We start from the raw sequence: 21,026 nt of genomic DNA, 5'->3' as shown, positions 1-21,026 counted from the left end.
CTAGACCCGAAGCGGAGTGATCTAGCCATGGGCAGGGTGAAGCGGCTGTAAGAGGTCGTGGAGGCCCGAACCCACCAGGGTTGAAAACCTGGGGGATGACCTGTGGTTAGGGGTGAAAGGCCAATCAAACTCCGTGATAGCTGGTTCTCCCCGAAATGCATTTAGGTGCAGCGTCGTGTGTTTCTTGCCGGAGGTAGAGCACTGGATAGGCGATGGGCCTTACCGGGTTACTGACCTTAGCCAAACTCCGAATGCCGGTAAGTGAGAGCGCGGCAGTGAGACTGTGGGGGATAAGCTCCATGGTCGAGAGGGAAACAGCCCAGAGCATCGACTAAGGCCCCTAAGCGTGTGCTAAGTGGGAAAGGATGTGGAGTCGCAGAGACAACCAGGAGGTTGGCTTAGAAGCAGCCATCCTTGAAAGAGTGCGTAATAGCTCACTGGTCAAGTGATTCCGCGCCGATAATGTAGCGGGGCTCAAGTACACCGCCGAAGTCGTGTCACTCACATAGTAGCCTTAACGGGTGTGTGGGTGGGTAGGGGAGCGTCGTGTGCCGGGTGAAGCAGCACCGTAAGGTAGTTGTGGATGGTTCACGAGTGAGAATGCAGGCATGAGTAGCGATACAAGAGTGGGAAACTCTTGCGCCGATTGACTAAGGGTTCCTGGGTCAAGCTGATCTGCCCAGGGTAAGTCGGGGCCTAAGGCGAGGCCGACAGGCGTAGTCGATGGATAACCGGTTGATATTCCGGTACCCGCTGTGGAGCGTCCAACACTGAATCTTCTGATGCTAAGGCCGTGAAGCCCCCTGCTGGACTCTTTGAGTGTGGTGGGTGTGGTGGAGCCGCTGACCCGAGGGGGTAGTAGGTGAGTGATGGGGTGACGCAGGAAGGTAGTCCATCCCGGGCGGTGGTTGTCCCGGGGTAAGGGTGTAGCCCGAGAGGTAGGTAAATCCGTCTCTCGTTATGTGGGTGAGACCTGATGCCGAGCCGTTGTGGTGAAGTGGATGATCCTATGCTGTCGAGAAAAGCCTCTAGCGAGTTTCATGGCGGCCCGTACCCTAAACCGACTCAGGTGGTCTGGTAGAGAATACCGAGGCGTTCGGGTGAACTATGGTTAAGGAACTCGGCAAAATGCCCCCGTAACTTCGGGAGAAGGGGGGCCTCTTCTGGTGATCCCACGTGCTGGGTGAGCTGGGGGTGGCCGCAGAGACCAGCGAGAAGCGACTGTTTACTAAAAACACAGGTCCGTGCGAAGCCGTAAGGCGATGTATACGGACTGACGCCTGCCCGGTGCTGGAACGTTAAGGGGACCGGTTAGCTGCGTTTCGGCGTGGCGAAGCTGAGAACTTAAGCGCCAGTAAACGGCGGTGGTAACTATAACCATCCTAAGGTAGCGAAATTCCTTGTCGGGTAAGTTCCGACCTGCACGAATGGCGTAACGACTTCTTGACTGTCTCAACCATAGGCCCGGTGAAATTGCAGTACGAGTAAAGATGCTCGTTTCGCGCAGCAGGACGGAAAGACCCCGGGACCTTTACTATAGCTTGATATTGGTGTTCGGTTCGGCTTGTGTAGGATAGGTGGGAGACTGTGAAGTCATCACGCTAGTGGTGGTGGAGTCGTTGTTGAAATACCACTCTGGTCGTGCTGGATGTCTAACCTGGGTCCGTGATCCGGATCAGGGACAGTGTCTGGTGGGTAGTTTAACTGGGGCGGTTGCCTCCTAAAGAGTAACGGAGGCGCCCAAAGGTTCCCTCAGCCTGGTTGGTCATCAGGTGGTGAGTGTAAGTGCACAAGGGAGCTTGACTGTGAGACTGACGGGTCGAGCAGGGACGAAAGTCGGGACTAGTGATCCGGCGGTGGCTTGTGGAAGCGCCGTCGCTCAACGGATAAAAGGTACCCCGGGGATAACAGGCTGATCTTCCCCAAGAGTCCATATCGACGGGATGGTTTGGCACCTCGATGTCGGCTCGTCGCATCCTGGGGCTGGAGTCGGTCCCAAGGGTTGGGCTGTTCGCCCATTAAAGCGGTACGCGAGCTGGGTTTAGAACGTCGTGAGACAGTTCGGTCCCTATCCGCTGTGCGCGTAGGAGTCTTGAGAAGGGCTGTCCCTAGTACGAGAGGACCGGGACGGACGGACCTCTGGTGTGCCAGTTGTTCTGCCAAGGGCATGGCTGGTTGGCTACGTTCGGAAAGGATAACCGCTGAAAGCATCTAAGCGGGAAGCCTGCTTCGAGATGAGGGCTCCCTCCTCCTTTGAGAGGGTAAGGCTCCCGGTAGACGACCGGGTTGATAGGCCGGATATGGAAGCCCAGTGATGGGTGGAGTTGACCGGTACTAATAGGCCGAGGGCTTGTCCATAGTTGCTTGCGTCCACTGTGTAGCTCCCAGGCAGCAAACAGCCTGCGGTTGAGTAAAGAGAATCAACTGAACAGAGTGCTTGTTCGCTGACCTTGTCAGATTTCCGCCATTATGGCGGTGATAGGGTTTCGGTGGTTATAGCGTTAGGGGAACGCCCGGTCACATTCCGAACCCGGAAGCTAAGCCTTTCAGCGCCGATGGTACTGCATGCGGGAGCGTGTGGGAGAGTAGGACGCCGCCGAACAATCTTTGAGAGGACCGTTGGTCCCAGCGACGCGCTGGGACCAACGGTCCTTTTTTATTTTTCGCATGAGAGCAAGGAGTCACCTCGATGTCCAATTCTTCGGAGGAGCGGCCTGACCGGCCGCGTCGACAGGCTGGTGGCCGTGACCAAGGTGGCTTCGGACGCGGCGATCGTCGGGAGGGCCGGCAGGGCTTTCGACGGGATCACGGGGACCGCGGGCCGCGCGGTCCCCGCCGCGACGACGACCGGGATCGTGGGGGCTTCCGTCATCGTGATGATCGGCGGGATGATCGTGGTTTCCGCCGTGATGATCGGCGGGATGATCGTGGTTTCCGCCGTGATGATCGGCGGGATGATCGTGGTTTCCGCCGTGATGATCGGCGGGATGATCGTGGTTTCCGCCGTGATGATCGGCGGGACGACCGTGGCTTCCGCCGTGATGATCGTGGCTTCCGGCGGGACGACCGCCGGGATGATCGTGGCGGCTTCCGGGGTGAGGACCGTGGGCCGCGGGGAGACCGACGGGACCAGCGCGGAGACGACCGTCGGGAGTTCCGCCCGCGCGGTGACCGCCCGGACTTCCGCCGCGATGGTCGTCGGGACGAGGCGCGCGGGGAGCGCCGTGAGTTCCGGCCGGGCGGTGGACGTCGGCCGGAGTACCGCGGCGACGACCGTCGGGACGATCGCGGGGGTTTTCGTCGAGGCGAGCGGCGTGATGAGCACCGGAGCGAGCGTGGGGGTGGCGAGCGTCGGGAGTTCCGCCGTGATGACCGTCCCGGCTTTCGCCGCGACGATCGGCGGGACGACCGTGGCTTTCGCCGGGATGACCGGCGGGACGACCGGGGGCGCCGACCGTACGGTGGGGGCCGTGACCGTGCCGACCGGCGTGACGACCGGGGCCGGGACGACCGAGGCCGGGCCGGCTACCGGGGCGGTGGCCCGCGCGGGCCGCGCTGGGACGACCGCGGCCGTGGGGAAGGGTACGGACGCGGGCGTGACGACCGTCCGCGTGACCAGGTGCGGCGGCTGCCCATCCCGGAGGACGTCACCGGTGAAGAGATCGACAAGGACGTTCGCCAGGAGCTGATGAGCCTGCCGAAGACGCTTGCCGAGGACGTGGCCAAGAACCTGGTGATGGTGGCCCGGACGCTGGACGAGGACCCGCAGCATGCCTACGGCTATGCGAAGGTCGCCCTGCGTTTGGCCTCGCGCGTCCCCGCCGTTCGGGAGGCGATGGGGTTCGCGGCGTATGGCGCGGAGAAGTACGCCGAGGCCTTGGCGGAGTTCCGCGCTGCTCGGCGGATGACGGGCTCGCAGCACCTGTGGCCGGTGATGGCCGACTGCGAGCGGGGCATGGGCCGTCCGGAGAAGGCGCTGGCGATGGCGGGGGAGCCGGAGGTGCAGCGCCTGGACAAGGCGGGTCAGGTGGAGATGCGCCTGGTGGCGGCCGGGGCACGGCGTGACATGGGCCAGGCCGAGGCGGCCGTCGTCACGCTGCAGAGCCCGGAGCTGGCTTCGAGCTCGGTGCAGCCGTGGTCCGCGCGGTTGCGCTACGCCTACGCCGACGCTCTGCTGGAGGTCGGCCGCGAGGCTGAGGCCCGCGAGTGGTTCGCCAGGGCGCTGGAGGCGGACCAGAGCGGATCGACGGATGCCTCGGACCGGTTGGCCGAGCTGGACGGCATCGAGTTCCTGGACGCCTACGACGAGGATGCCGACGAGCACGCCGACGCGGACTACGCCGACGCGGATGACGCGGTAGCGGACGTCGCCGACGAGGACACCGTCGCCGGAGCCGACGTGGGTAGGGACACGGGCGGGAACGAGGTGGACGAGCGGGACCGGGGGCGGGACGGCGACAGCTGAGGGCCGCGTCCGGTGAACACGCGTGGGCGGAACCCTGAGGCGGGGGTTCCGCCCACGCGTGTGTGTGGTCCTAGTCCTCGAGGGTGCGGAGGACGAGCCCGGTGGCCGGCTTGGGGCCGAACGAGGTGGACTTGCGGGGCATCGTCACGCCCTGTTCGGCGAGTTCGAGCACGGTGGACTCGGGGGTGGCCCGCATGAGGAGGGCGCTGCCGCCGGTCTGGGCGGCCTTGGTGACGGCGGCTTCGGCGGAGTGCAGGTAGCCGATGTCCGTCGGACGGTCCCGGACGCCCCACACGGTGTCCAGGAGCACGGAGTGCAGGACGGTGGCGTCCAGTTCGCGCCAGGCGGCCGGGCGGTCGCTGCGGACGGCCTCCTTGATCAGCCTCGGCTCGGGGCGGTCCAGGAGGTGGAAGTGGCCGGGCCCGCCGCTGAGGACGTAGGCGTTGCCGGGGGTCTCGTCCAGGGCGGCGAGTGCGGCGGACAGCGGACCGTCGAGTGGCCGGACGCGGAAGGCGTCGCCGAGGCCGTCGACCGCCGCCCGCGGGCTGAGCCCGGGGAGGAACCGGTGGATGGGGCTCACCTGGAGCGGGTAGCGCAGGGTGTCCACGAGCAGGACGAGGCCGTGCTGCCAGGCGGGGCGGCCCGGGTGTTCGTCGCGGAGCCGGAGGTAGGTGGCCCAGCGGTGGTGCCCGTCGCCGATGAGGGCGTGGCGCTGGGCGAGGTCCGCGTCGGCCTCGGCGATCTCGGAGGGGTCGGTGACGGCCCACAGCTGGTGCGCGACGCCGTCGCTCGTGGTGGTGGCGAGGAGCGGGGGGCGCTGTGCGGCGCGCTCGATGACGGCGGTCGCGCCGCTCTCGGTGCCGTTGCCGCGGTACGACAGGAGCAGGGGGTCGAGGTTGGCGGCGGTCTCGCGCATGAGGGCGAGGCGGTCCTCGACGACCTGGGGCATGACGTCCTCGTGCGGCAGGACGACGCCCTCCTCGGCCGGGGACAGCCGCAGGGCGCCGATGAGGCCGCGCTGGAGCGTCTCGCCGTTGCGCTGCTCGTAGACGTACAGGGCGGGCTGCTCGTCCCGGGTGAGGATGCCCTGGGCCTCCCAGTCACGCAGGGTCTGGGCGGCCTTGCGGTGGCGTTCCTCGGGGTCGTCGGTCTGCGGCAGGATCAGCCGGACGATGTTGTACGGGTCGGCCGTCTCCAGCTGGTGCAGCTGGTCCGGGCGGACGACGACGTCGTACGGCGGCGAGGTGACCGCGGCGAGGCTGCTGACCCGTTCGGGGGCGTAGCGCAGACCGCGGAAGGGGCGAAGGCGCAGACCGGCAGCATGCATCCCTGCATGCTAAGCCGCTTGGCAAGACCGCCGGGGCGGGGGTGAAGAATGGCCGGGCCCGCACAGGACCGGTGCGGGCACAGGATCAGGAGGAGGGGCCCACCCATGCTGCGATCGTCCCGGGAGCCGTTGCACGCGGCGTACGACACGGCGCTGCTCGATCTGGACGGCGTCGTCTACGCGGGCGGGCGGGCCGTGGGGCACGCGGTGCCGGCGCTGGCCGCGGCCCGCTCGGCGGGGATGCGGCTGGCGTATGTGACGAACAACGCCTCCCGCACCCCGGAGGCGGTGGCTGAGCACCTGACGGAGCTCGGGGTCGCCGCGGAGGCCGTGGAGGTCGTCACCTCCGCGCAGGCGGTGGCGCGGCTGGTGGCTGAACAGACGGACCCGGGAGCGCGGGTGCTGTGCGTCGGCGGCGAGGGGCTGCGGGTGGCGCTCGTCGAGCGGGGTCTGCGGCTCGTGGAGTCGGCCGAGGACGAGCCGGTGGCCGTGGTCCAGGGCTACGGCGGCCCGGAGCTCCCGTGGGGGCGGCTGGCCGAGGCCGCGCTCGCGGTGGGCCGGGGGGCGGCCTGGTACGCGTCCAACACGGATCTGACGATTCCGACGGGCCGGGGCATAGCGCCGGGCAACGGGGCGGCCGTCGAGGTGGTGCGGATCGCCACGCGCTGGATGCGGGAGGCTCCGGAGCCGCGGGTGGCGGGCAAGCCGATGCCGCCGATGCACCGTGAGACGATCCTGCGCACCGGGGCCCGGCGTCCGCTGGTGGTGGGGGACCGTCTCGACACCGACATCGAGGGGGCGCACGCCGGTGGCGTCGACTCGCTGCTGGTGTTGACGGGCGTGTGTGACGCGGCGCAGCTGCTGCGGGCCCGGCCCGAGCACCGGCCGACGTTCGTCGCGGCGGACCTGCGCGGCCTGCTGACGCCGCACACCCGGCCGGTGCCGGAGGACGGGGCCTGGCGCTGTGGTGGCTGGACGGCGCGGGCCACCGCGCAGGAGGTGACGCTCGACGGCGACGGGGAGCGGCTGGACGGGCTGCGGGCCCTGTGCGGCGCTGCCTGGACGGCGGCGGGGGACGGGGCCTGCGCCCTGGACGTGGAGAAGGCGCTCGCCCGCCTCGGTCCGTAGCCGGGAGCGCGGGAGGTGTGCGGCGAAGAAGCAGAAGAGGGAGCCGCGGTCGGCACCTCCGGGTGACGCGCGGCTGGTGTCATCGGTCCGGCGGCCCGTCGTGCTCGGCGGTGGAGCTGGGCTGCCGGGTCATCGAGGGCCCGGAGTCGGGAACGCCGCTGGTGGTCCCGGCCGCCCGGAGGCGTACGGCCGTGTAGCGTCGGGGCCATGGAGCGCACGGACGAGACCGCCGTTCCCGGCGGCGCACCGCACCGGCCGTCGGCCGCCCCCGCGCCGGAGCGGCCCCCGGAGGCCGCCCCCGCGCCGGAGCCCGGGGCGCCCGAGCCGGGCGTGCGCGAGCCCGAGGCCGTGGAGCCCGGTTCCGCGGAGCCCGCCGGGCCCGCCATGGCCGGGGGAGGGCCCCGCCCCCTCGGCGTCGTCGTCCAGCCCACCGGCCACCCGGAGGTGGATGCCGGCCTGCGGCGTCTCGCCGACACCGACCGGCTCGACGTCCCGGACCATCTGGACGTGTACGAAGATGTGCACCACGGTCTGCGCAGCACGCTGACCGCGTTGGACCAGCACGAACCCGGGAGCTGAACCTCAGGTGGCCGCAACACGCCCTCGCCGAGCCCGACTCGACGCGGAACTGGTACGCCGCAGACTGGCGCGCTCGCGTGAGCACGCGGGCCAGCTCATCGCCGCCCGACGGGTCACCGTGGGCGGCGCGACGGCCGCCAAGGCCGCGACCCAGGTCGAGACGGGCGCCGCCATCGTCGTGCGCCCCGACGACGACGACCCCGACTACGTCTCGCGCGGCGGCCACAAACTCGCCGGGGCGCTCGCCGCGTTCACCCCCCGGGGCCTGACCGTCACCGGGCGCACGGCCCTCGACGCGGGCGCCTCCACCGGCGGCTTCACCGACGTGCTGCTGCGCGCGGGCGCCCGCAAGGTGTTCGCGGTCGACGTCGGATACGGCCAGCTCGCCTGGTCTCTCCAGGCCGACGAACGCGTCGTCGTCAAGGACCGCACCAACGTGCGTGAGCTCACCCCGGGGACGCTCGACGGGGAGCGGGCCGGCCTCGTCGTCGGCGACCTGTCCTTCATCCCGCTGGGGCTTGTGCTGCCCGCCCTCGTCGACTGCGCCGCCCCGGACGCCGACCTCGTGCTCATGGTCAAACCCCAGTTCGAGGTCGGCCGCGAACGGCTCGGCAGCGGTGGCGTCGTGCGCAGCCCGCAGTTGCGGGCGGAGGCGGTGCGCACCGTGGCCGGGCAGGCGGCGGCTCACGGTCTCGGCGTGCTCGGCGTCATGGCCAGCCCCCTGCCCGGACCCTCCGGCAATGTCGAATACTTCTTGTGGCTGCGTGCCGGGGCACCCGACCTCGACCCGGCCGACGTCGACCGAGCCGTGGCGGAGGGGCCCCAGTGACGACCGTGACCAGCGAGAGCGACCCGGCACCGCGACGCACCGTCTTCCTGCTCGCCCACACCGGGCGGCCGGCGGCCGTGCGCAGCGCCGAACTCCTCGTCCAGGGGCTGCTGCGGCACGGCATCGGCGTACGGGTGCTGGCCGACGAGGCGCGCGATCTGCCGCTGCCCGCGGCCGTGGAGGCCGTGGACCCGGGCGAGGACCTGCTGAACGAGTGCGAACTGCTCGTCGTCCTCGGCGGTGACGGCACCCTGCTGCGCGGCGCCGAGTTCGCCCGCGCCTCCGGGGTGCCCATGCTGGGCGTCAACCTCGGCCGCGTCGGCTTCCTCGCCGAGGCCGAGCGGGACGACCTCGACCGCGTCGTCAAGCGGGTCGTGGCCCGGGACTACGAGGTCGAGGAGCGCATGACGATCGACGTCCTCGTGCGCAACGGCGGCAGCGACGGCGAACCCGTCTACACCGACTGGGCCCTCAACGAGGCCTCGGTCGAGAAGGCGGCCCGCGAACGCATGCTGGAGGTCGTCACCGAGGTCGACGGCCGCCCGGTCTCCCGCTTCGGCGGCGACGGCGTCGTGTGCGCCACCCCCACCGGCTCCACCGCCTACGCCTTCTCCGCCGGCGGCCCGGTCGTCTGGCCCGAGGTGGAGGCCCTCCTCATGGTGCCCATCAGCGCCCACGCGCTGTTCGCCAAGCCGCTGGTGACCTCCCCGGCCTCGGTTCTGGCCGTCGAGGTGCAGCCGCAGACGCCCAACGGCGTGTTGTGGTGCGACGGCCGCCGGACGGTGGAACTGCCCGCGGGCGCCCGTGTCGAGGTGCGCCGCGGTGCCGTCCCCGTCCGGCTGGCCCGCCTCCACCACGCCCTGTTCACCGACCGCTTGGTCGCCAAGTTCGCCCTGCCGGTGGCCGGCTGGCGCGGCGCGCCGCACTGAGACGGGGGCCGGGAAACCCCGCGCCAGCCCGGCGACAGGCCGGGTGCGCGGCGCGCCCCTGCCGGAATCACCGCCCACCGGAACCGCCGCACGCGGCCGACCGCGTATGGTCGTACCCGTGTTGGAGGAGATGCGGATCCAGGCCCTGGGCGTGATCGACGACGCCGCCTTCGAACTGTCTCCCGGCTTCACCGCGGTGACGGGCGAGACGGGTGCCGGGAAGACGATGGTCGTCACCAGCCTCGGGCTGCTGCTGGGCGGACGGGCGGACGCGGGGCTGGTCAGGGCCGGCGCCAGGGCGGCGGTGGTCGAGGGCCGCATCGCCGTCCCCGAGGACGGTGCCGTGGCCCGGCGCGCCGCCGAGGCGGGCGCCGAGCTGGACGAGGGCGCCCTGCTCGTCACCCGTACCGTCTCCGCCGAGGGCCGCTCCCGCGCCCACGTCGGCGGCCGTTCCGTGCCCGTGGGCCTGCTCGGCGAGCTGAGCGACGAGCTTGTCGCCGTGCACGGCCAGACCGACCAGCAGGGCCTGCTGCACCCGGCCCGCCAGCGGCAGGCACTCGACCGGTTCGCCGGGGACGCGGTCGCCGGTCCGCTGGCCGACTGGAGCGAGACCTACCGCCGGCTGCGCACCGTCAGCGCCCGGCTGGAGGAGCTGACCACCCGTGCCCGCGAGCGCGCCCAGGAGGCCGACCTGCTGCGCTTCGGCCTCGACGAGGTCGCCGCCGCCGAGGCGCGCGCCGGGGAGGACGCCGAACTGGCCGCCGAGGCCGAACGGCTCGGGCACGCCGAGGCGCTGGCCTCCGCCGCCGCGCTCGCCCACGGGGCGCTCGCCGGTGACGCGGCCGACCCGGAGTCCGTGGACGCGGCCGCGCTGGTGGCCGCGGCCCACCGCTCCCTCGACGGGGTACGGGCCCACGATCCCGCTCTGGCCCAGCTCGCCGACCGGCTCGGCGAGGTCCAGATCCTTCTCGCCGACGTCGCCGGCGAACTCGCCGGATACGCCGACGACCTGGAGGCCGACCCGCTGCGGCTGTCCGCCGTCGAGGAGCGCCGCGCCGCGCTCACCCAGCTCACCCGCAAGTACGGCGGCACCGGGGGCGACATCGCCGCCGTCCTGGCCTGGGCGGAGAACGGCGCAGCCCGGCTCGCCGAGCTGGACGGCGACGACGACCGGATCGGCGAGCTCACCGCCGAACGCGACGCGCTGCGCGCCGACCTCTCCCGGCTCGCCCTGCTGCTCACCCAGGCACGGCAGGACGCCGCCAAGCGGTTCGCCGACGCCGTCACCGCGGAGCTGGCCGAACTGGCCATGCCGCACGCCCGCGTCTCCTTCGCGCTGCGCCGTACCGAGGACCCGGAGGGCATCGAGGTGGACGGCCGGGCCGTCGCCTTCGGTCCGCACGGCACCGACGAGGTGGAGCTGCTGCTCGCGCCGCACCCCGGAGCACCACCCCGGCCCATCGCCAAGGGGGCCTCCGGCGGTGAACTCTCCCGGGTGATGCTCGCCGTCGAGGTGGTCTTCGCCGGTTCGGACCCGGTACCCACCTATCTGTTCGACGAGGTCGACGCGGGCGTCGGCGGCAAGGCGGCCGTCGAGGTGGGGCGCCGCCTCGCCCGGCTGGCCCGCGGCGCCCAGGTCGTCGTCGTCACGCATCTGCCGCAGGTGGCCGCCTTCGCCGACCGCCACCTGGCCGTGCGCAAGACCAGCGAGGGCTCGGTCACGCGCAGTGGCGTCCAGCGGCTGGACGGCGAGGAGCGCGTCCGCGAGCTGTCCCGGATGCTGGCCGGCCAGGAGGACTCCGAACTCGCCCGGGCCCACGCCGAGGAGCTGCTCGCCGCGGCGCGGGCGGACGGCTGAGGCCCCCGGTGGAACCCGGAACCGAGCCCGGAACCGACGCCGAGCCGCGGGCGGGGCTGCCCTGGCGCACCGTCCAGGTGCTCGGCGGGGACAGCCTGGGCACCGGCGTCCACGTGCGCTCGCTCGCCGCCGGGCTGGCCGCCCGGGGCGTACGGGTCACCGTCTGCGCCCCGCGAGGAGCCGAGCGGTGCTACCGGTTCACGTCCGTCGGCGCCCACTTCGCGCCCCTGTCGGTACGCCACCGGGCCCAGGCCGTCGCGCTGCTGCGCTCGGTCAGCGCCGACGCCGACCTGGTGCACGCACACGGGATGCGTGCCGGGCTGCTCGCCTCCCTCGCCCTGCGCGGCCGTGGGCGCGTCCCGCTGGTGGTGAGCTGGCACACGCGCGGGGACTCGGGCGGTGCGGCCGCTCCGCTGACGCGGCTGCTGGAGCGCCGGGTGGTCCGCGCGGCGCGGCTCGTGCTCGGCGCGACTCCGGAGCTGGTGGCGGCGGCCCGCGAGCACGGGGCCCGGGACGCCCGGCTGGCGCCCGTGGCGCTGCCCGCGCTGGCGCCCGGGGGCGGGGTGGAGGAGACGGCGCTGGACAAGGCACGCGCGGAACTCGGTGCCCTGGACCGGCCGCTCGTCGTGGCCGTCGGGCGGCTCGTCTCGGACCGGGGTCTCGACGCCCTGCTCACCGCGGCCGCGGCCTGGGGCCGGCGGGCGGCACCGCCGTTGGTGGCCCTCGTCGGCGCCGGGCCCGAGCAGGCGGCCGTCCAGCGCCGGGTGCACGGCGAGGGACTCCCTGTGGTGCTCCTCGGGCGGCGGGAGGACGCGCTGACGCTGCTGGCCGCCGCCGACGTGGCCGTCCTCGGCGGTCGGCGTCCCGGGCGGAGCCTGCTGGCCCAGGAGGCCCTGCGCTCGGGCGTGCCGCTGGTCGCCACCCGGGCGGGCGGCCTGGCCGACCTCGTCGGCGATGCGGCGCTGCTGGTGCCCTACGGCGCCGCCGGGGCGCTCACGGAGGCCGTCGAGGCGTTGCTGACCGATCCGGAGCTGCGCGAGCGGCTCACGGCGGCAGGGCGCGAACGGGCGGGCCGGTGGCCGACGGAGGACACGACGGTCGCGCATGTGCTCAGCGTCTACGACGAGTTGGCTGGCGCGGTCGCGCGCTGGTGAGCGGTCCGCACGGGGGCGCTGGGCTGCCCGGCGCCCCCGTTGCGGGGCGCGGGTTGCGTCAGCGCAGGGCTGCGGGCGGCGTCAGCCGCCGTAGGCGCCGGACGCCGTCAGCCGCAGCGCGGTGTCGATCAGCGGCACATGGCTGAACGCCTGCGGGAAGTTGCCGACCTGCCGCTTCAGCTTCGGGTCCCACTCCTCGGCGAGCAGCCCGAGGTCGTTGCGGAGGGAGAGCAGCTTTTCGAACAGCTGCCGCGCCTCGTCCACCCGGCCGATCATGGCGAGGTCGTCGGCGAGCCAGAACGAGCACGCGAGGAATGCGCCCTCGTCGCCCTCCAGCCCGTCCACCCCCGGGGTGGCGCCGGCCGTCGGATAGCGCATCACGAAGCCGTCGTCGGTGGACAGCTCGCGCTGGATGGCCTCGATGGTGCCGATGACGCGCTTGTCGTCCGGCGGCAGGAAGCCCATCTGCGGGATGAGGAGCAGCGAGGCGTCCAGCTCCTGGGAGCCGTAGGACTGGGTGAAGGTGTTGCGCTCCTTGTCGTAGCCCTTCTCGCACACCGTGCGGTGGATCTCGTCGCGCAGGTCGCGCCAGCGCTCCAGGGGGCCGTCCACCTCACCGGACTCAATGAGCTTGACCGTGCGGTCCACCGCCACCCAGGCCATGACCTTCGAGTGGACGAAGTGCCGGCGCGGCCCGCGGACCTCCCAGATGCCCTCGTCCGGCTCGTCCCAGTGGTCCTCCAGGTACCGGATCAGCTTGAGCTGGAGCAGGCTCGCGTAGTCGTTGCGGGCCAGCCCGGTCATGTGGGCGAGGTGCAGGGCCTCGGTGACCTCGCCGTAGACGTCGAGCTGGAGCTGTCCGGCCGCCCCGTTGCCGACCCGGACCGGGGTGGAGCCCTCGTAGCCGGGCAGCCAGGTCAGCTCCGTCTCACCCAGTTCGCGCTCGCCCGCGATGCCGTACATGATCTGCAGGTTCTCCGGGTCGCCGGCGACGGCGCGCAGCAGCCACTCGCGCCACGCCCGGGCCTCGTCCCGGTAGCCGGTGCGCAGCAGGGAGGAGAGGGTGATCGCGGCGTCCCGCAGCCACGTGAAGCGGTAGTCCCAGTTGCGGACGCCGCCGATGTCCTCGGGCAGCGAGGTCGTGGGGGCGGCGACGATGCCGCCGGTCGGGGCGTAGGTGAGGGCCTTGAGTGTGATGAGCGAGCGGATGACGGGCTCGCGGTAGGGGCCGTGGTAGGTGCAGTGCGCGACCCAGTCCCGCCAGAACTCCTCGGTGTTCTCCAGCGCGACGTCGGGCTCGGGGTAGGGCGGGGGCTTCAGGTGCGAGGCCTGCCAGCTGATGGTGAAGGCCACCCGTTCGCCGGGGGCGACGGTGAAGTCGGAGTACGTCGTCAGGTCCTTGCCGTACGTCTCGGCCTCGGTGTCCAGCCAGACGGAGTCGGGGCCGGCGACCGCGACGGTGCGGTGGTCGATCTTGTGGACCCAGGGCACGACCCAGCCGTAGGAGAAGCGCATGCGCAGCGCGGAGGTCATGCGCACGCGGCCGCTGACACCCTCGACGATCCGCACGAGCTGCGGCGCGCCGTCACGGGGCGGCATGAAGTCGATGACCCGGACGGTGCCGCGGTCGGTGTCCCACTCCGACTCGAGGACCAGCGAGTCGCCCCGGTAGCGGCGGCGGTCGGCCGGGCGGGGCTCCTCACCGCCCAGCGGCGTCGGGCCCAGCCGCCAGAAGCCGTTCTCCTCGGTGCCCAGCAGCCCGGCGAAGATGGCGTGGGAGTCGAAACGGGGCAGGCACAGCCAGTCGGCCGTGCCGTCGCGCCCGATCAGGGCAGCCGTCTGCATGTCCCCGATGAGTGCGTAGTCCTCGATGCGCCCGGCCACAGGCATCTCCAGTCGAACGGCGTCACGCCCCCCCGTGGGACGCACGGATCTCTACTCCTGCCCAGCGAATATCCAGGCAGCATACGACGCTGGGCGGCAGTACCGCCCAGTCGTCACGATAGGCCGACTTCCGCTGTCCGGTCACATCGTCGGACTTCGTGCTGGACCGTGGGGCGACCGGTGGTGGAGCCGTGAAGCGGAAGTGACGCCTCCGCGTCCGACGTGCACGATGGCCGCACGTCGCGGGGTCCGCTCGGCTGATACCCTGGTAGCCCGTGGAGCGGAGGGTGCCGAGTCCGCCAGTGACAGGGCCCCCAACCCCAGCAGCAGCACCTCAGCAGCCGTACCCCCGATTCGTCCGGTGGGTGGCGTTGAGCACCTCACCTCGCGACCACGGGAGCCCCCCTTTGGCCATGCCGCCCAAATCCTTGACGACCAAGCACCTCTTCGTCACCGGGGGTGTCGCCTCCTCGCTCGGCAAGGGCCTGACCGCTTCCAGCCTCGGCGCGCTTCTCAAGGCCCGCGGCCTGCGGGTCACCATGCAGAAGCTGGACCCGTACCTCAACGTCGACCCGGGCACGATGAACCCCTTCCAGCACGGCGAGGTGTTCGTCACCAACGACGGCGCCGAGACCGACCTGGACATCGGCCACTACGAGCGCTTCCTCGACGTGGACCTCGACGGTACCGCCAACGTCACCACCGGCCAGATCTACTCCTCGGTGATCGCCAAGGAGCGGCGCGGCGACTACCTCGGCGACACCGTCCAGGTGATTCCGCACATCACGAACGAGATCAAGCACCGCATCCGCCGCCTGGCCACCGAGGACGTCGACGTCGTCATCACCGAGGTCGGCGGGACCGTCGGCGACATCGAGTCGCTGCCGTTCCTGGAGGCCGTGCGCCAGGTCCGGCACGAGGTCGGCCGGGACAACGTCTTCGTCGTCCACATCTCGCTGCTGCCCTACATCGGGCCCTCCGGCGAGCTGAAGACCAAGCCGACGCAGCACTCCGTGGCCGCCCTGCGCAACATCGGCATCCAGCCCGACGCGATCGTCCTGCGCGCCGACCGCGAGGTGCCCACGGCGATCAAACGCAAGATCTCGCTGATGTGCGACGTGGACGAGGCCGCCGTCGTCGCCGCCATGGACGCCAAGTCGATCTACGACATCCCCAAGGTGCTGCACGCCGAGGGGCTGGACGCCTACGTCGTCCGCCGCCTCGACCTGCCGTTCCGCGACGTGGACTGGACGCAGTGGGACGACCTGCTCGGCCGCGTCCACGAGCCCGACCACGAGGTGACGGTCGCCCTCGTCGGCAAGTACATCGACCTGCCCGACGCCTACCTCTCCGTGACGGAGGCGCTGCGGGCGGGCGGCTTCGCCAACCGCACCCGGGTCAAGATCAAGTGGGTCACCTCCGACGAGTGCGGCGCGCCCGGCGGCGCCGAGCGGCTCCTGGGCGACGTGGACGCCGTCTGCATCCCCGGCGGCTTCGGCGAGCGCGGGGTGGAGGGCAAGCTGACGGCGATCCGCTACGCCCGTGAGAACCGCATCCCGCTGCTCGGTCTGTGCCTGGGCCTGCAGTGCATCGTCATCGAGGCCGCCCGCAACCTGGCCGGGATCGAGGGCGCCAACTCCACCGAGTTCGACTCCGGGACTCCTCACCCGGTGATCTCCACGATGGCCGAGCAACTCGACATCGTCGCCGGTGAGGGCGACATGGGCGGGACGATGCGGCTGGGCCTCTACCCGGCGAAGCTCGCCGAGGGCTCGATCGTGCGCGAGGTCTACGGCGGGGAGCCCTACGTCGAGGAACGCCACCGCCACCGCTACGAGGTCAACAACGCCTACCGCGGTGAGCTGGAGAAGGCGCAGGTGGTGTTCTCCGGCACCTCGCCCGACAACAAGCTCGTCGAGTACGTCGAGTACCCGCGCGAGGTCCACCCGTACCTCGTCGCCACCCAGGCCCACCCCGAGCTGCGGTCGCGTCCGACTCGGCCGCACCCGCTCTTCGCCGGCCTGGTCAAGGCCGCCGTCGAGCGGCAGCAGGGGTCCCGGTGACCGGCGTTCCGGCCGGTCCCGCCGGCCCGCTGTGCGACAGCCCCGAGCAGTGGCGGGTCACCGCCACCTCGGTGCCGTTCACCGGGCACAAGACGGGTGTCCGCACGGACGAGGTCGTCATGCCCGACGGCGGCACCACGGGGCGCGACTACCAGACGCACCCCGGCTCCGTCGCCGTGCTGGCGCTGGACGAGACGGACCGGGTGCTGGTGCTGAAGCAGTACCGGCACCCGGTGCGGCACCGCCTCTGGGAGCTCCCGGCCGGGCTGCTGGACGTCCCGGGCGAGAACCCGCTGCACGCCGCCCAGCGCGAGCTGTACGAGGAGGCGCACGTCAAGGCGGAGGACTGGCACGTCCTCACCGACGTCTACACCAGCCCCGGCGGCTCCGACGAGGCGGTGCGGATCTTCCTGGCGCGGGAGCTGTCGGCGGCCGAGGGCGAGCGCTACGAGGCGCTGGAGGAGGAGGCCGACATGGAGCTGGCCCGCGTGCCGCTGACCACGCTGGTCCGCGGTGTCCTGGAGGGTGAGCTGCACAACGGCATCCTGGCGCTCGGCGTGCTCGCGCTGAGCGCGGCGCGGGCGGGCGGGGGCGTGGCCGGGCTGCGTCCGGCCGACGCGCCCTGGCCGGCCCGGCCGTACCCCGCCTGAGCCGCGCTCGCGCGGTTCCGCTTCCCCCGTACGGAGCAGGCCCCCGCCCCGGTGCGCGTCGCCGGGGCGGACGTACGGCTCCGATGCGGTGATATGACAGCCTGTCCATCACCGGATGTGATCGCGTCTGCACTACGCTCGCGGCGTGATGGATCAGGCGGTGCACAGCGGTGTCCACGAAGCCCCCCTCGTCGGCCGGGCGCCGGAGCTCGCGGCCCTGCGCGCGGACGTCGACCGGGCCGGTCTGGAGACCCTGGCGGGGCGCCCAGCCCCCCGCGCGCGGGTCCTCCTCGTCGCGGGCCCGCCCGGCTCCGGCCGCACCGCGCTGGCCGAGGAGTTCCTCCGCGGCCTCGCGCCCGACTACCCCGACGGCCTCCTGCGCGCCCGGCTCACCGAGCCCGCCGGGGCACCCGTACCGGTGGAGCGCACCGCACGCGAACTGCTGGACGGACTCGGGGTCCCCACGCGGCCGGGCGACGGCCCCGACGAGCTCACCGAGGCGCTCCGAGGCGCCCTGCGCGACCGGCGGACCCTGCTGCTCCTCGACGACGTCGCCGCCGCCGAGCAGCTCACCGAGCTGCTGCCCGACGAGCGCGGCTGCCTGGTGCTGGCCACCGCCGAGGGACCGCTGAGCGGGGTCGCCGACGTGCGGCCCTGCACCCTGGGCGGGCTGGACCCGGCCGCCGCCGTCGCCCTGCTCGCCGCCCGGGCCGGGTCCGACCTGCGGTTCACCGTCGACCCCCGGGCCGCCGAGCGGCTCGCCGCCGCCTGCGCGCACCACCCCGCCTCCCTGGTGCTGGTCGGCGGCTGGCTGTCCGCCCACCCGCACACCTCGATGCTCGACGCCGGGCGGCGACTGGCCGAGGCCCGCGGCGACTCGCCGCTGGAGCGCGCCTTCGACCTCGTGCACAGCGCACTGCCCACACGGCACGTCCGGCTGCTGCGGCTGCTGTGCCTGGCCCCGGACGGCTTCGTCGACGCCCCGCTCGCCGCCGCCCTGGCCGGCTGGGACGTCCCGGCCGCCGACGCCGCCCTGGCCGACTTCCTCCGGCTCGGCCTGCTCCACCCGCTTCCCGGAGGAGCCTGCCGGGTGCCGCCCTGCCTGAACGCCCTGCTGCGCCGGGAGCTCGACGTTCGGGAACGCCCCGCCGAGGTCCAGCTCGCCCGGGCCCGGATGCTGGAACGGTCGGTGCGGCAACTGCGCTCCTGCTGGGCCGTGACCGAACCGGCGGGTTCCCCGCCGCGCCGGGAGCTGGGCCGGGAACCGCGTCCCCTGCGGTTCGAGACCCGGCGCGAGGCCGCCGCCTGGCTCGACTCCCGGTTGCCCGCGCTGCTCGCCGGGGCCCGGCTGGCGGTCGCCGACGGCGGGCTGGACACCCTGGCGCGCCGCTTCGTCGCGGCCCTGGCCCGGGCCCTGAACGCGCACCGTGCCCCGGAGCGCACGGCCGCCGAGCACTACCGGCTGCACGAGCTGGTCCTCGCGGTCGCCGAGCGCCGCGCCCTGCACCGGGAGCGGGCCGCCGCACTGCTCAACCTCGGCGACCTCGACGCGTGGACGGGACGCCTCACGCTCGCCGCCGAGCGCTACCGGGCGGCGCTGGCCGCCGTCCGCGCCGACGGTGGCGGTGACGTGGAGGCGGCCGTGCGGGCCATGGGCTCCCTCGGGGACACCTATGCCGAGCAGTCCGACCCCGCGCGGGCCGAGGACTGGTACGGGCGGGCTCTCGCCCTGTGCCTGAACACGGACGACCAGGAGGGAGCGGCCCGGCTGCACGGCCGCCTCGGCACCGTCCACCGGCTGGCGGGCCGGTGGGGGGAGGCCCTGCGCGCCTGGAAATCCGCGGCCGGAATCCACCGCAGGCTGCGGAATCCGCAGGCCCAGGCGCGGGCGCTGGGCGAGGTGGCCCGTGTACAGGAGGAGGCCGGCCACGCGCACGACGCGCTGCGGACCTGCCACCAGGCGCTGGAGCTGGCTCGGGGGGCGCGGGACGCGCGGCTGGAGGCGACCCTCGGCCTGCGGCTGGCGGAGGCCTGGGCCCGGGTGGGCGACGCCGCGGGCGCGGCGGCCCATCGGGCGGCCGCCCAACGGTTGCTGGAGAGGCCGGAGCCGTCGGCGGGCCCGGCCGCGACGGTCGTGCCGCCGCGCCAGGAGCCGCGTCCCGCCGGGGCGGAGGCGCCGCCCGGCGCCGAAGCGGAATCCCGTGGAGAGGAGTGCTCCGGCGCTGGAGCGCCGGTCGGGCGGGATGCTGGGGGAGAGGCGGACGAGGAAGCGGAGCCGACGGGGGGAGTTACGGCCGATGAACCGCCCCGCCGGCCCATCCACTGAGCGACCGACCTACGAATTCCATAGTCATCACGGAAAAGTTTCCTTGTTTGTAAGGCTAGACACCACGGCGTCCTTCATTAAACTGGCAGAGCCGTGGTCATCACGACCGCTACACGGCTACTTCCGGCATGACCGGCATGGCCGGACGCGAAGGCGTTCGTCCGCATATGCTGCTGTACGGGGAGGTGGCGTCGGATGTGCCCGGCCTGTCTCCAGCCCCCAGATTCCAAGGAACCGTGATCGACGTGAAGGTCGGTATCCCCCGCGAGGTCAAGAACAACGAGTTCCGCGTGGCCATCACGCCGGCCGGCGTGCACGAGCTCGTCCGAGGCGGGCATCAGGTCTACGTGGAGCGGAACGCCGGTGTCGGCTCCTCCATCTCCGACGAGGAGTACATCGCCGCAGGTGCCACCATCCTGGACACCGCGGACGAGGTGTGGGCCACCGCCGATCTGCTGCTGAAGGTCAAGGAGCCGATCGCGGAGGAGTACCACCGGCTCCGCAAGGACCAGACGCTCTTCACCTACCTGCACCTCGCCGCGTCCCGCGAGTGCACCGACGCGCTGCTCCAGTCCGGCACGACGGCCATCGCCTACGAGACCGTCGAGACGGCGAACCGCGCCCTGCCGCTCCTGGCCCCGATGTCGGAGGTGGCCGGCCGGATCGCCCCGCAGGTGGGCGCCTACCACCTGATGCGCTCGGCCGGCGGCCGCGGCGTGCTGCCCGGCGGCGTCCCCGGTGTCCACGCGGGGAAGGCCGTCGTCATCGGCGGCGGCGTCTCCGGCTGGAACGCCACCCAGATCGCCGTGGGCCTGGGCTTCCACGTGACGCTGCTGGACAAGGACATCACCAAGCTGCGCGAGGCCGACAAGATCTTCGGCACCAGGGTGCGCGCGATCTCCTCCAACTCCCTGGAGCTGGAGAAGGCGGTCCTGGAGGCCGACCTCGTCATCGGCGCCGTGCTCATCCCCGGCGCGAAGGCGCCGAAGCTGGTCACCAACGAGCTGGTGTCCCGGATGAAGCCCGGAAGTGTCCTTGTCGACATCGCCATCGACCAGGGCGGCTGCTTCGAGGACTCCCGTCCCACCACGCACGCCGAACCGACCTTCCGCGTGCACGACTCGGTGTTCTACTGCGTCGCCAACATGCCCGGCGCGGTGCCCAACACCTCCACCTACGCGCTGACGAACGCCACGCTCCCCTACATCCTGGAGCTGGCCAACCGCGGCTGGGCCGAGGCCCTGCGCCGCGACGCCGCGCTGGCCAAGGGCCTCAACACCCACGACGGCAAGGTCGTGTACGGCCCGGTCGCCGAGGCCCACGGACTGCCCCGGGTGGAGCTGGCCGACCTGCTCGGCTGAGCGAACGCCGAAGACGGCCAACCGCACGGCCCCGGCCGGATCGTTCCCCCGCGATCCGGCCGGGGCCGCGGCGTGTCGCCACCCCGCGCGCGCCTCCGCGCGTGGCAACTCACGCCGAACGAGGCGGTTTCGGCCGAAGTGTGCGTCCGGGCGCCCCCGGCACCTTCCTCCCCGGCGTCGCACACCCTTGACAACCGGGTGTTCGGTTCCCGACACATCGTGCCCACTGGGCCGTTTGTGTTGCTGAGGACTGCCGACTCGCCATAGAGTCACCAAACGTCGGCATGGTGCCACGCTGACCTGTCTAGAAATTCCCTGGTCGCCAAGGAGGTAAGACGACTTGTGAATGAGTCGACATTTACTCCAGGGGGTGGCCAACCAGGAACACCTGCGCCGGGCCCGGAGCCCGCCGGGCGGCAGGCTGTCGGCTCCGTCGCTGTCCGCACCTTCACCGCACACCAGGACTCCACGCG

13 protein-coding genes, 2 rRNA genes and 1 pseudogene (1 of these 16 cut by a window edge) are annotated in these 21,026 nt (G+C 71.9%); 14 read left to right on the top strand and 2 right to left on the bottom strand.

The window, feature by feature from the left end; all coding sequences use genetic code 11:
- The 4 genes and pseudogenes from O7609_RS02285 to O7609_RS02270 all read left to right on the top strand — a co-directional run.
- Positions 1 to 2,358 (top strand): 23S ribosomal RNA (locus O7609_RS02285) (it extends 769 nt beyond the left edge of the window).
- Positions 2,359 to 2,485: 127 nt separating this feature from the next.
- Positions 2,486 to 2,602, top strand: a 5S ribosomal RNA gene (gene rrf, locus O7609_RS02280).
- A gap of 348 nt (positions 2,603 to 2,950) precedes the next feature.
- Positions 2,951 to 3,613, top strand: a pseudogene (locus O7609_RS24675) (hypothetical protein); the annotation flags it as partial.
- Positions 3,614 to 3,628: 15 nt separating this feature from the next.
- Positions 3,629 to 4,465: a hypothetical protein gene (locus O7609_RS02270; protein WP_443072224.1), complete on the top strand. Its 837-nt coding sequence runs from the start codon at positions 3,629 to 3,631 to the stop codon at positions 4,463 to 4,465.
- A gap of 70 nt (positions 4,466 to 4,535) precedes the next feature.
- Here the strand turns inward: O7609_RS02270 and O7609_RS02265 are convergent, their stop codons facing one another.
- Positions 4,536 to 5,792, bottom strand: a complete 1,257-nt coding sequence (locus O7609_RS02265; RefSeq protein WP_269733224.1) for a DUF1015 domain-containing protein — start codon at positions 5,790 to 5,792, stop codon at positions 4,536 to 4,538.
- Between the two features lie 105 nt (positions 5,793 to 5,897).
- Here O7609_RS02265 and O7609_RS02260 point away from each other — a divergent pair, with 105 nt between their 5' ends.
- The 6 genes from O7609_RS02260 to O7609_RS02235 all read left to right on the top strand — a co-directional run bounded on the left by O7609_RS02260 (position 5,898) and on the right by O7609_RS02235 (position 12,269).
- Positions 5,898 to 6,920 carry an HAD hydrolase-like protein gene (locus tag O7609_RS02260; RefSeq protein ID WP_269733223.1) on the top strand — a complete coding sequence of 341 codons (1,023 nt, stop codon included), beginning with the start codon at positions 5,898 to 5,900 and terminating at the stop codon, positions 6,918 to 6,920.
- Between the two features lie 207 nt (positions 6,921 to 7,127).
- The gene (locus O7609_RS02255; RefSeq protein WP_269733222.1) at positions 7,128 to 7,499 is read left to right on the top strand and encodes a hypothetical protein; all 372 of its coding nucleotides are present in this window, start codon (positions 7,128 to 7,130) and stop codon (positions 7,497 to 7,499) included.
- Positions 7,500 to 7,506: 7 nt separating this feature from the next.
- Positions 7,507 to 8,328, top strand: a complete 822-nt coding sequence (locus O7609_RS02250; protein WP_269733221.1) for a TlyA family RNA methyltransferase — start codon at positions 7,507 to 7,509, stop codon at positions 8,326 to 8,328.
- Entirely contained in the window at positions 8,325 to 9,257 is a 933-nt protein-coding gene (locus tag O7609_RS02245) for an NAD kinase (RefSeq protein ID WP_269733220.1), read from the top strand. The genes O7609_RS02250 and O7609_RS02245 overlap by 4 nt, the downstream gene beginning before the upstream one ends.
- 106 nt (positions 9,258 to 9,363) lie before the next feature.
- Positions 9,364 to 11,115, top strand: coding sequence for a DNA repair protein RecN (gene recN / locus O7609_RS02240; RefSeq protein ID WP_269743001.1), 1,752 nt, complete (start codon positions 9,364 to 9,366; stop codon positions 11,113 to 11,115).
- 8 nt (positions 11,116 to 11,123) lie between these two features.
- Positions 11,124 to 12,269 (top strand): glycosyltransferase family 4 protein, encoded by a 1,146-nt coding sequence (locus tag O7609_RS02235; RefSeq protein ID WP_269733218.1) that lies wholly within the window; start codon positions 11,124 to 11,126, stop codon positions 12,267 to 12,269.
- An 81-nt stretch (positions 12,270 to 12,350) separates the two neighbouring features.
- Here O7609_RS02235 and O7609_RS02230 read toward each other — a convergent pair whose 3' ends face one another.
- Positions 12,351 to 14,159 (bottom strand): glycoside hydrolase family 15 protein, encoded by a 1,809-nt coding sequence (locus O7609_RS02230; protein WP_269733217.1) that lies wholly within the window; start codon positions 14,157 to 14,159, stop codon positions 12,351 to 12,353.
- 407 nt (positions 14,160 to 14,566) lie between these two features.
- Here O7609_RS02230 and O7609_RS02225 point away from each other — a divergent pair, with 407 nt between their 5' ends.
- The 4 genes from O7609_RS02225 (at position 14,567) to ald (ending at position 20,553) form a co-directional block, all read left to right on the top strand.
- A complete protein-coding gene (locus tag O7609_RS02225) occupies positions 14,567 to 16,216 on the top strand; it encodes a CTP synthase (protein WP_269733216.1) in 1,650 nt (549 codons plus the stop codon).
- Positions 16,213 to 16,866 (top strand): NUDIX domain-containing protein, encoded by a 654-nt coding sequence (locus tag O7609_RS02220; RefSeq protein ID WP_269743000.1) that lies wholly within the window; start codon positions 16,213 to 16,215, stop codon positions 16,864 to 16,866. Before O7609_RS02225 ends, O7609_RS02220 begins: the two co-directional genes overlap by 4 nt.
- Before the next feature lie 148 nt (positions 16,867 to 17,014).
- Positions 17,015 to 19,192, top strand: a complete 2,178-nt coding sequence (locus tag O7609_RS02215; protein ID WP_269736984.1) for a tetratricopeptide repeat protein — start codon at positions 17,015 to 17,017, stop codon at positions 19,190 to 19,192.
- A 245-nt stretch (positions 19,193 to 19,437) separates the two neighbouring features.
- Entirely contained in the window at positions 19,438 to 20,553 is a 1,116-nt protein-coding gene (gene ald / locus O7609_RS02210; protein ID WP_269736983.1) for an alanine dehydrogenase, read from the top strand.
- Positions 20,554 to 21,026: the final 473 nt, after the last annotated feature.

The organism is Streptomyces sp. WMMC1477 (assembly GCF_027460245.1).
Lineage (GTDB): Bacteria > Actinomycetota > Actinomycetes > Streptomycetales > Streptomycetaceae > Streptomyces.
Note: the sequence above shows the minus strand (reverse complement) of the source record. Positions and strands in the feature narration are given on the sequence as shown.

Excerpts from the sequence above, each read along its gene's own strand:
- O7609_RS02265 (WP_269733224.1), bottom strand. The coding sequence starts at position 5,792 with ATGCATGCTGCCGGTCTGCGCCTTCGCCCCTTCCGCGGTCTGCGCTAC.
- O7609_RS02260 (WP_269733223.1), top strand. The coding sequence starts at position 5,898 with ATGCTGCGATCGTCCCGGGAGCCGTTGCACGCGGCGTACGACACGGCG.
- O7609_RS02255 (WP_269733222.1), top strand. The coding sequence starts at position 7,128 with ATGGAGCGCACGGACGAGACCGCCGTTCCCGGCGGCGCACCGCACCGG.
- recN (WP_269743001.1), top strand. The coding sequence starts at position 9,364 with ATGGTCGTACCCGTGTTGGAGGAGATGCGGATCCAGGCCCTGGGCGTG.
- O7609_RS02230 (WP_269733217.1), bottom strand. The coding sequence starts at position 14,159 with ATGCCTGTGGCCGGGCGCATCGAGGACTACGCACTCATCGGGGACATG.
- O7609_RS02225 (WP_269733216.1), top strand. The coding sequence starts at position 14,567 with ATGCCGCCCAAATCCTTGACGACCAAGCACCTCTTCGTCACCGGGGGT.
- O7609_RS02215 (WP_269736984.1), top strand. The coding sequence starts at position 17,015 with ATGGATCAGGCGGTGCACAGCGGTGTCCACGAAGCCCCCCTCGTCGGC.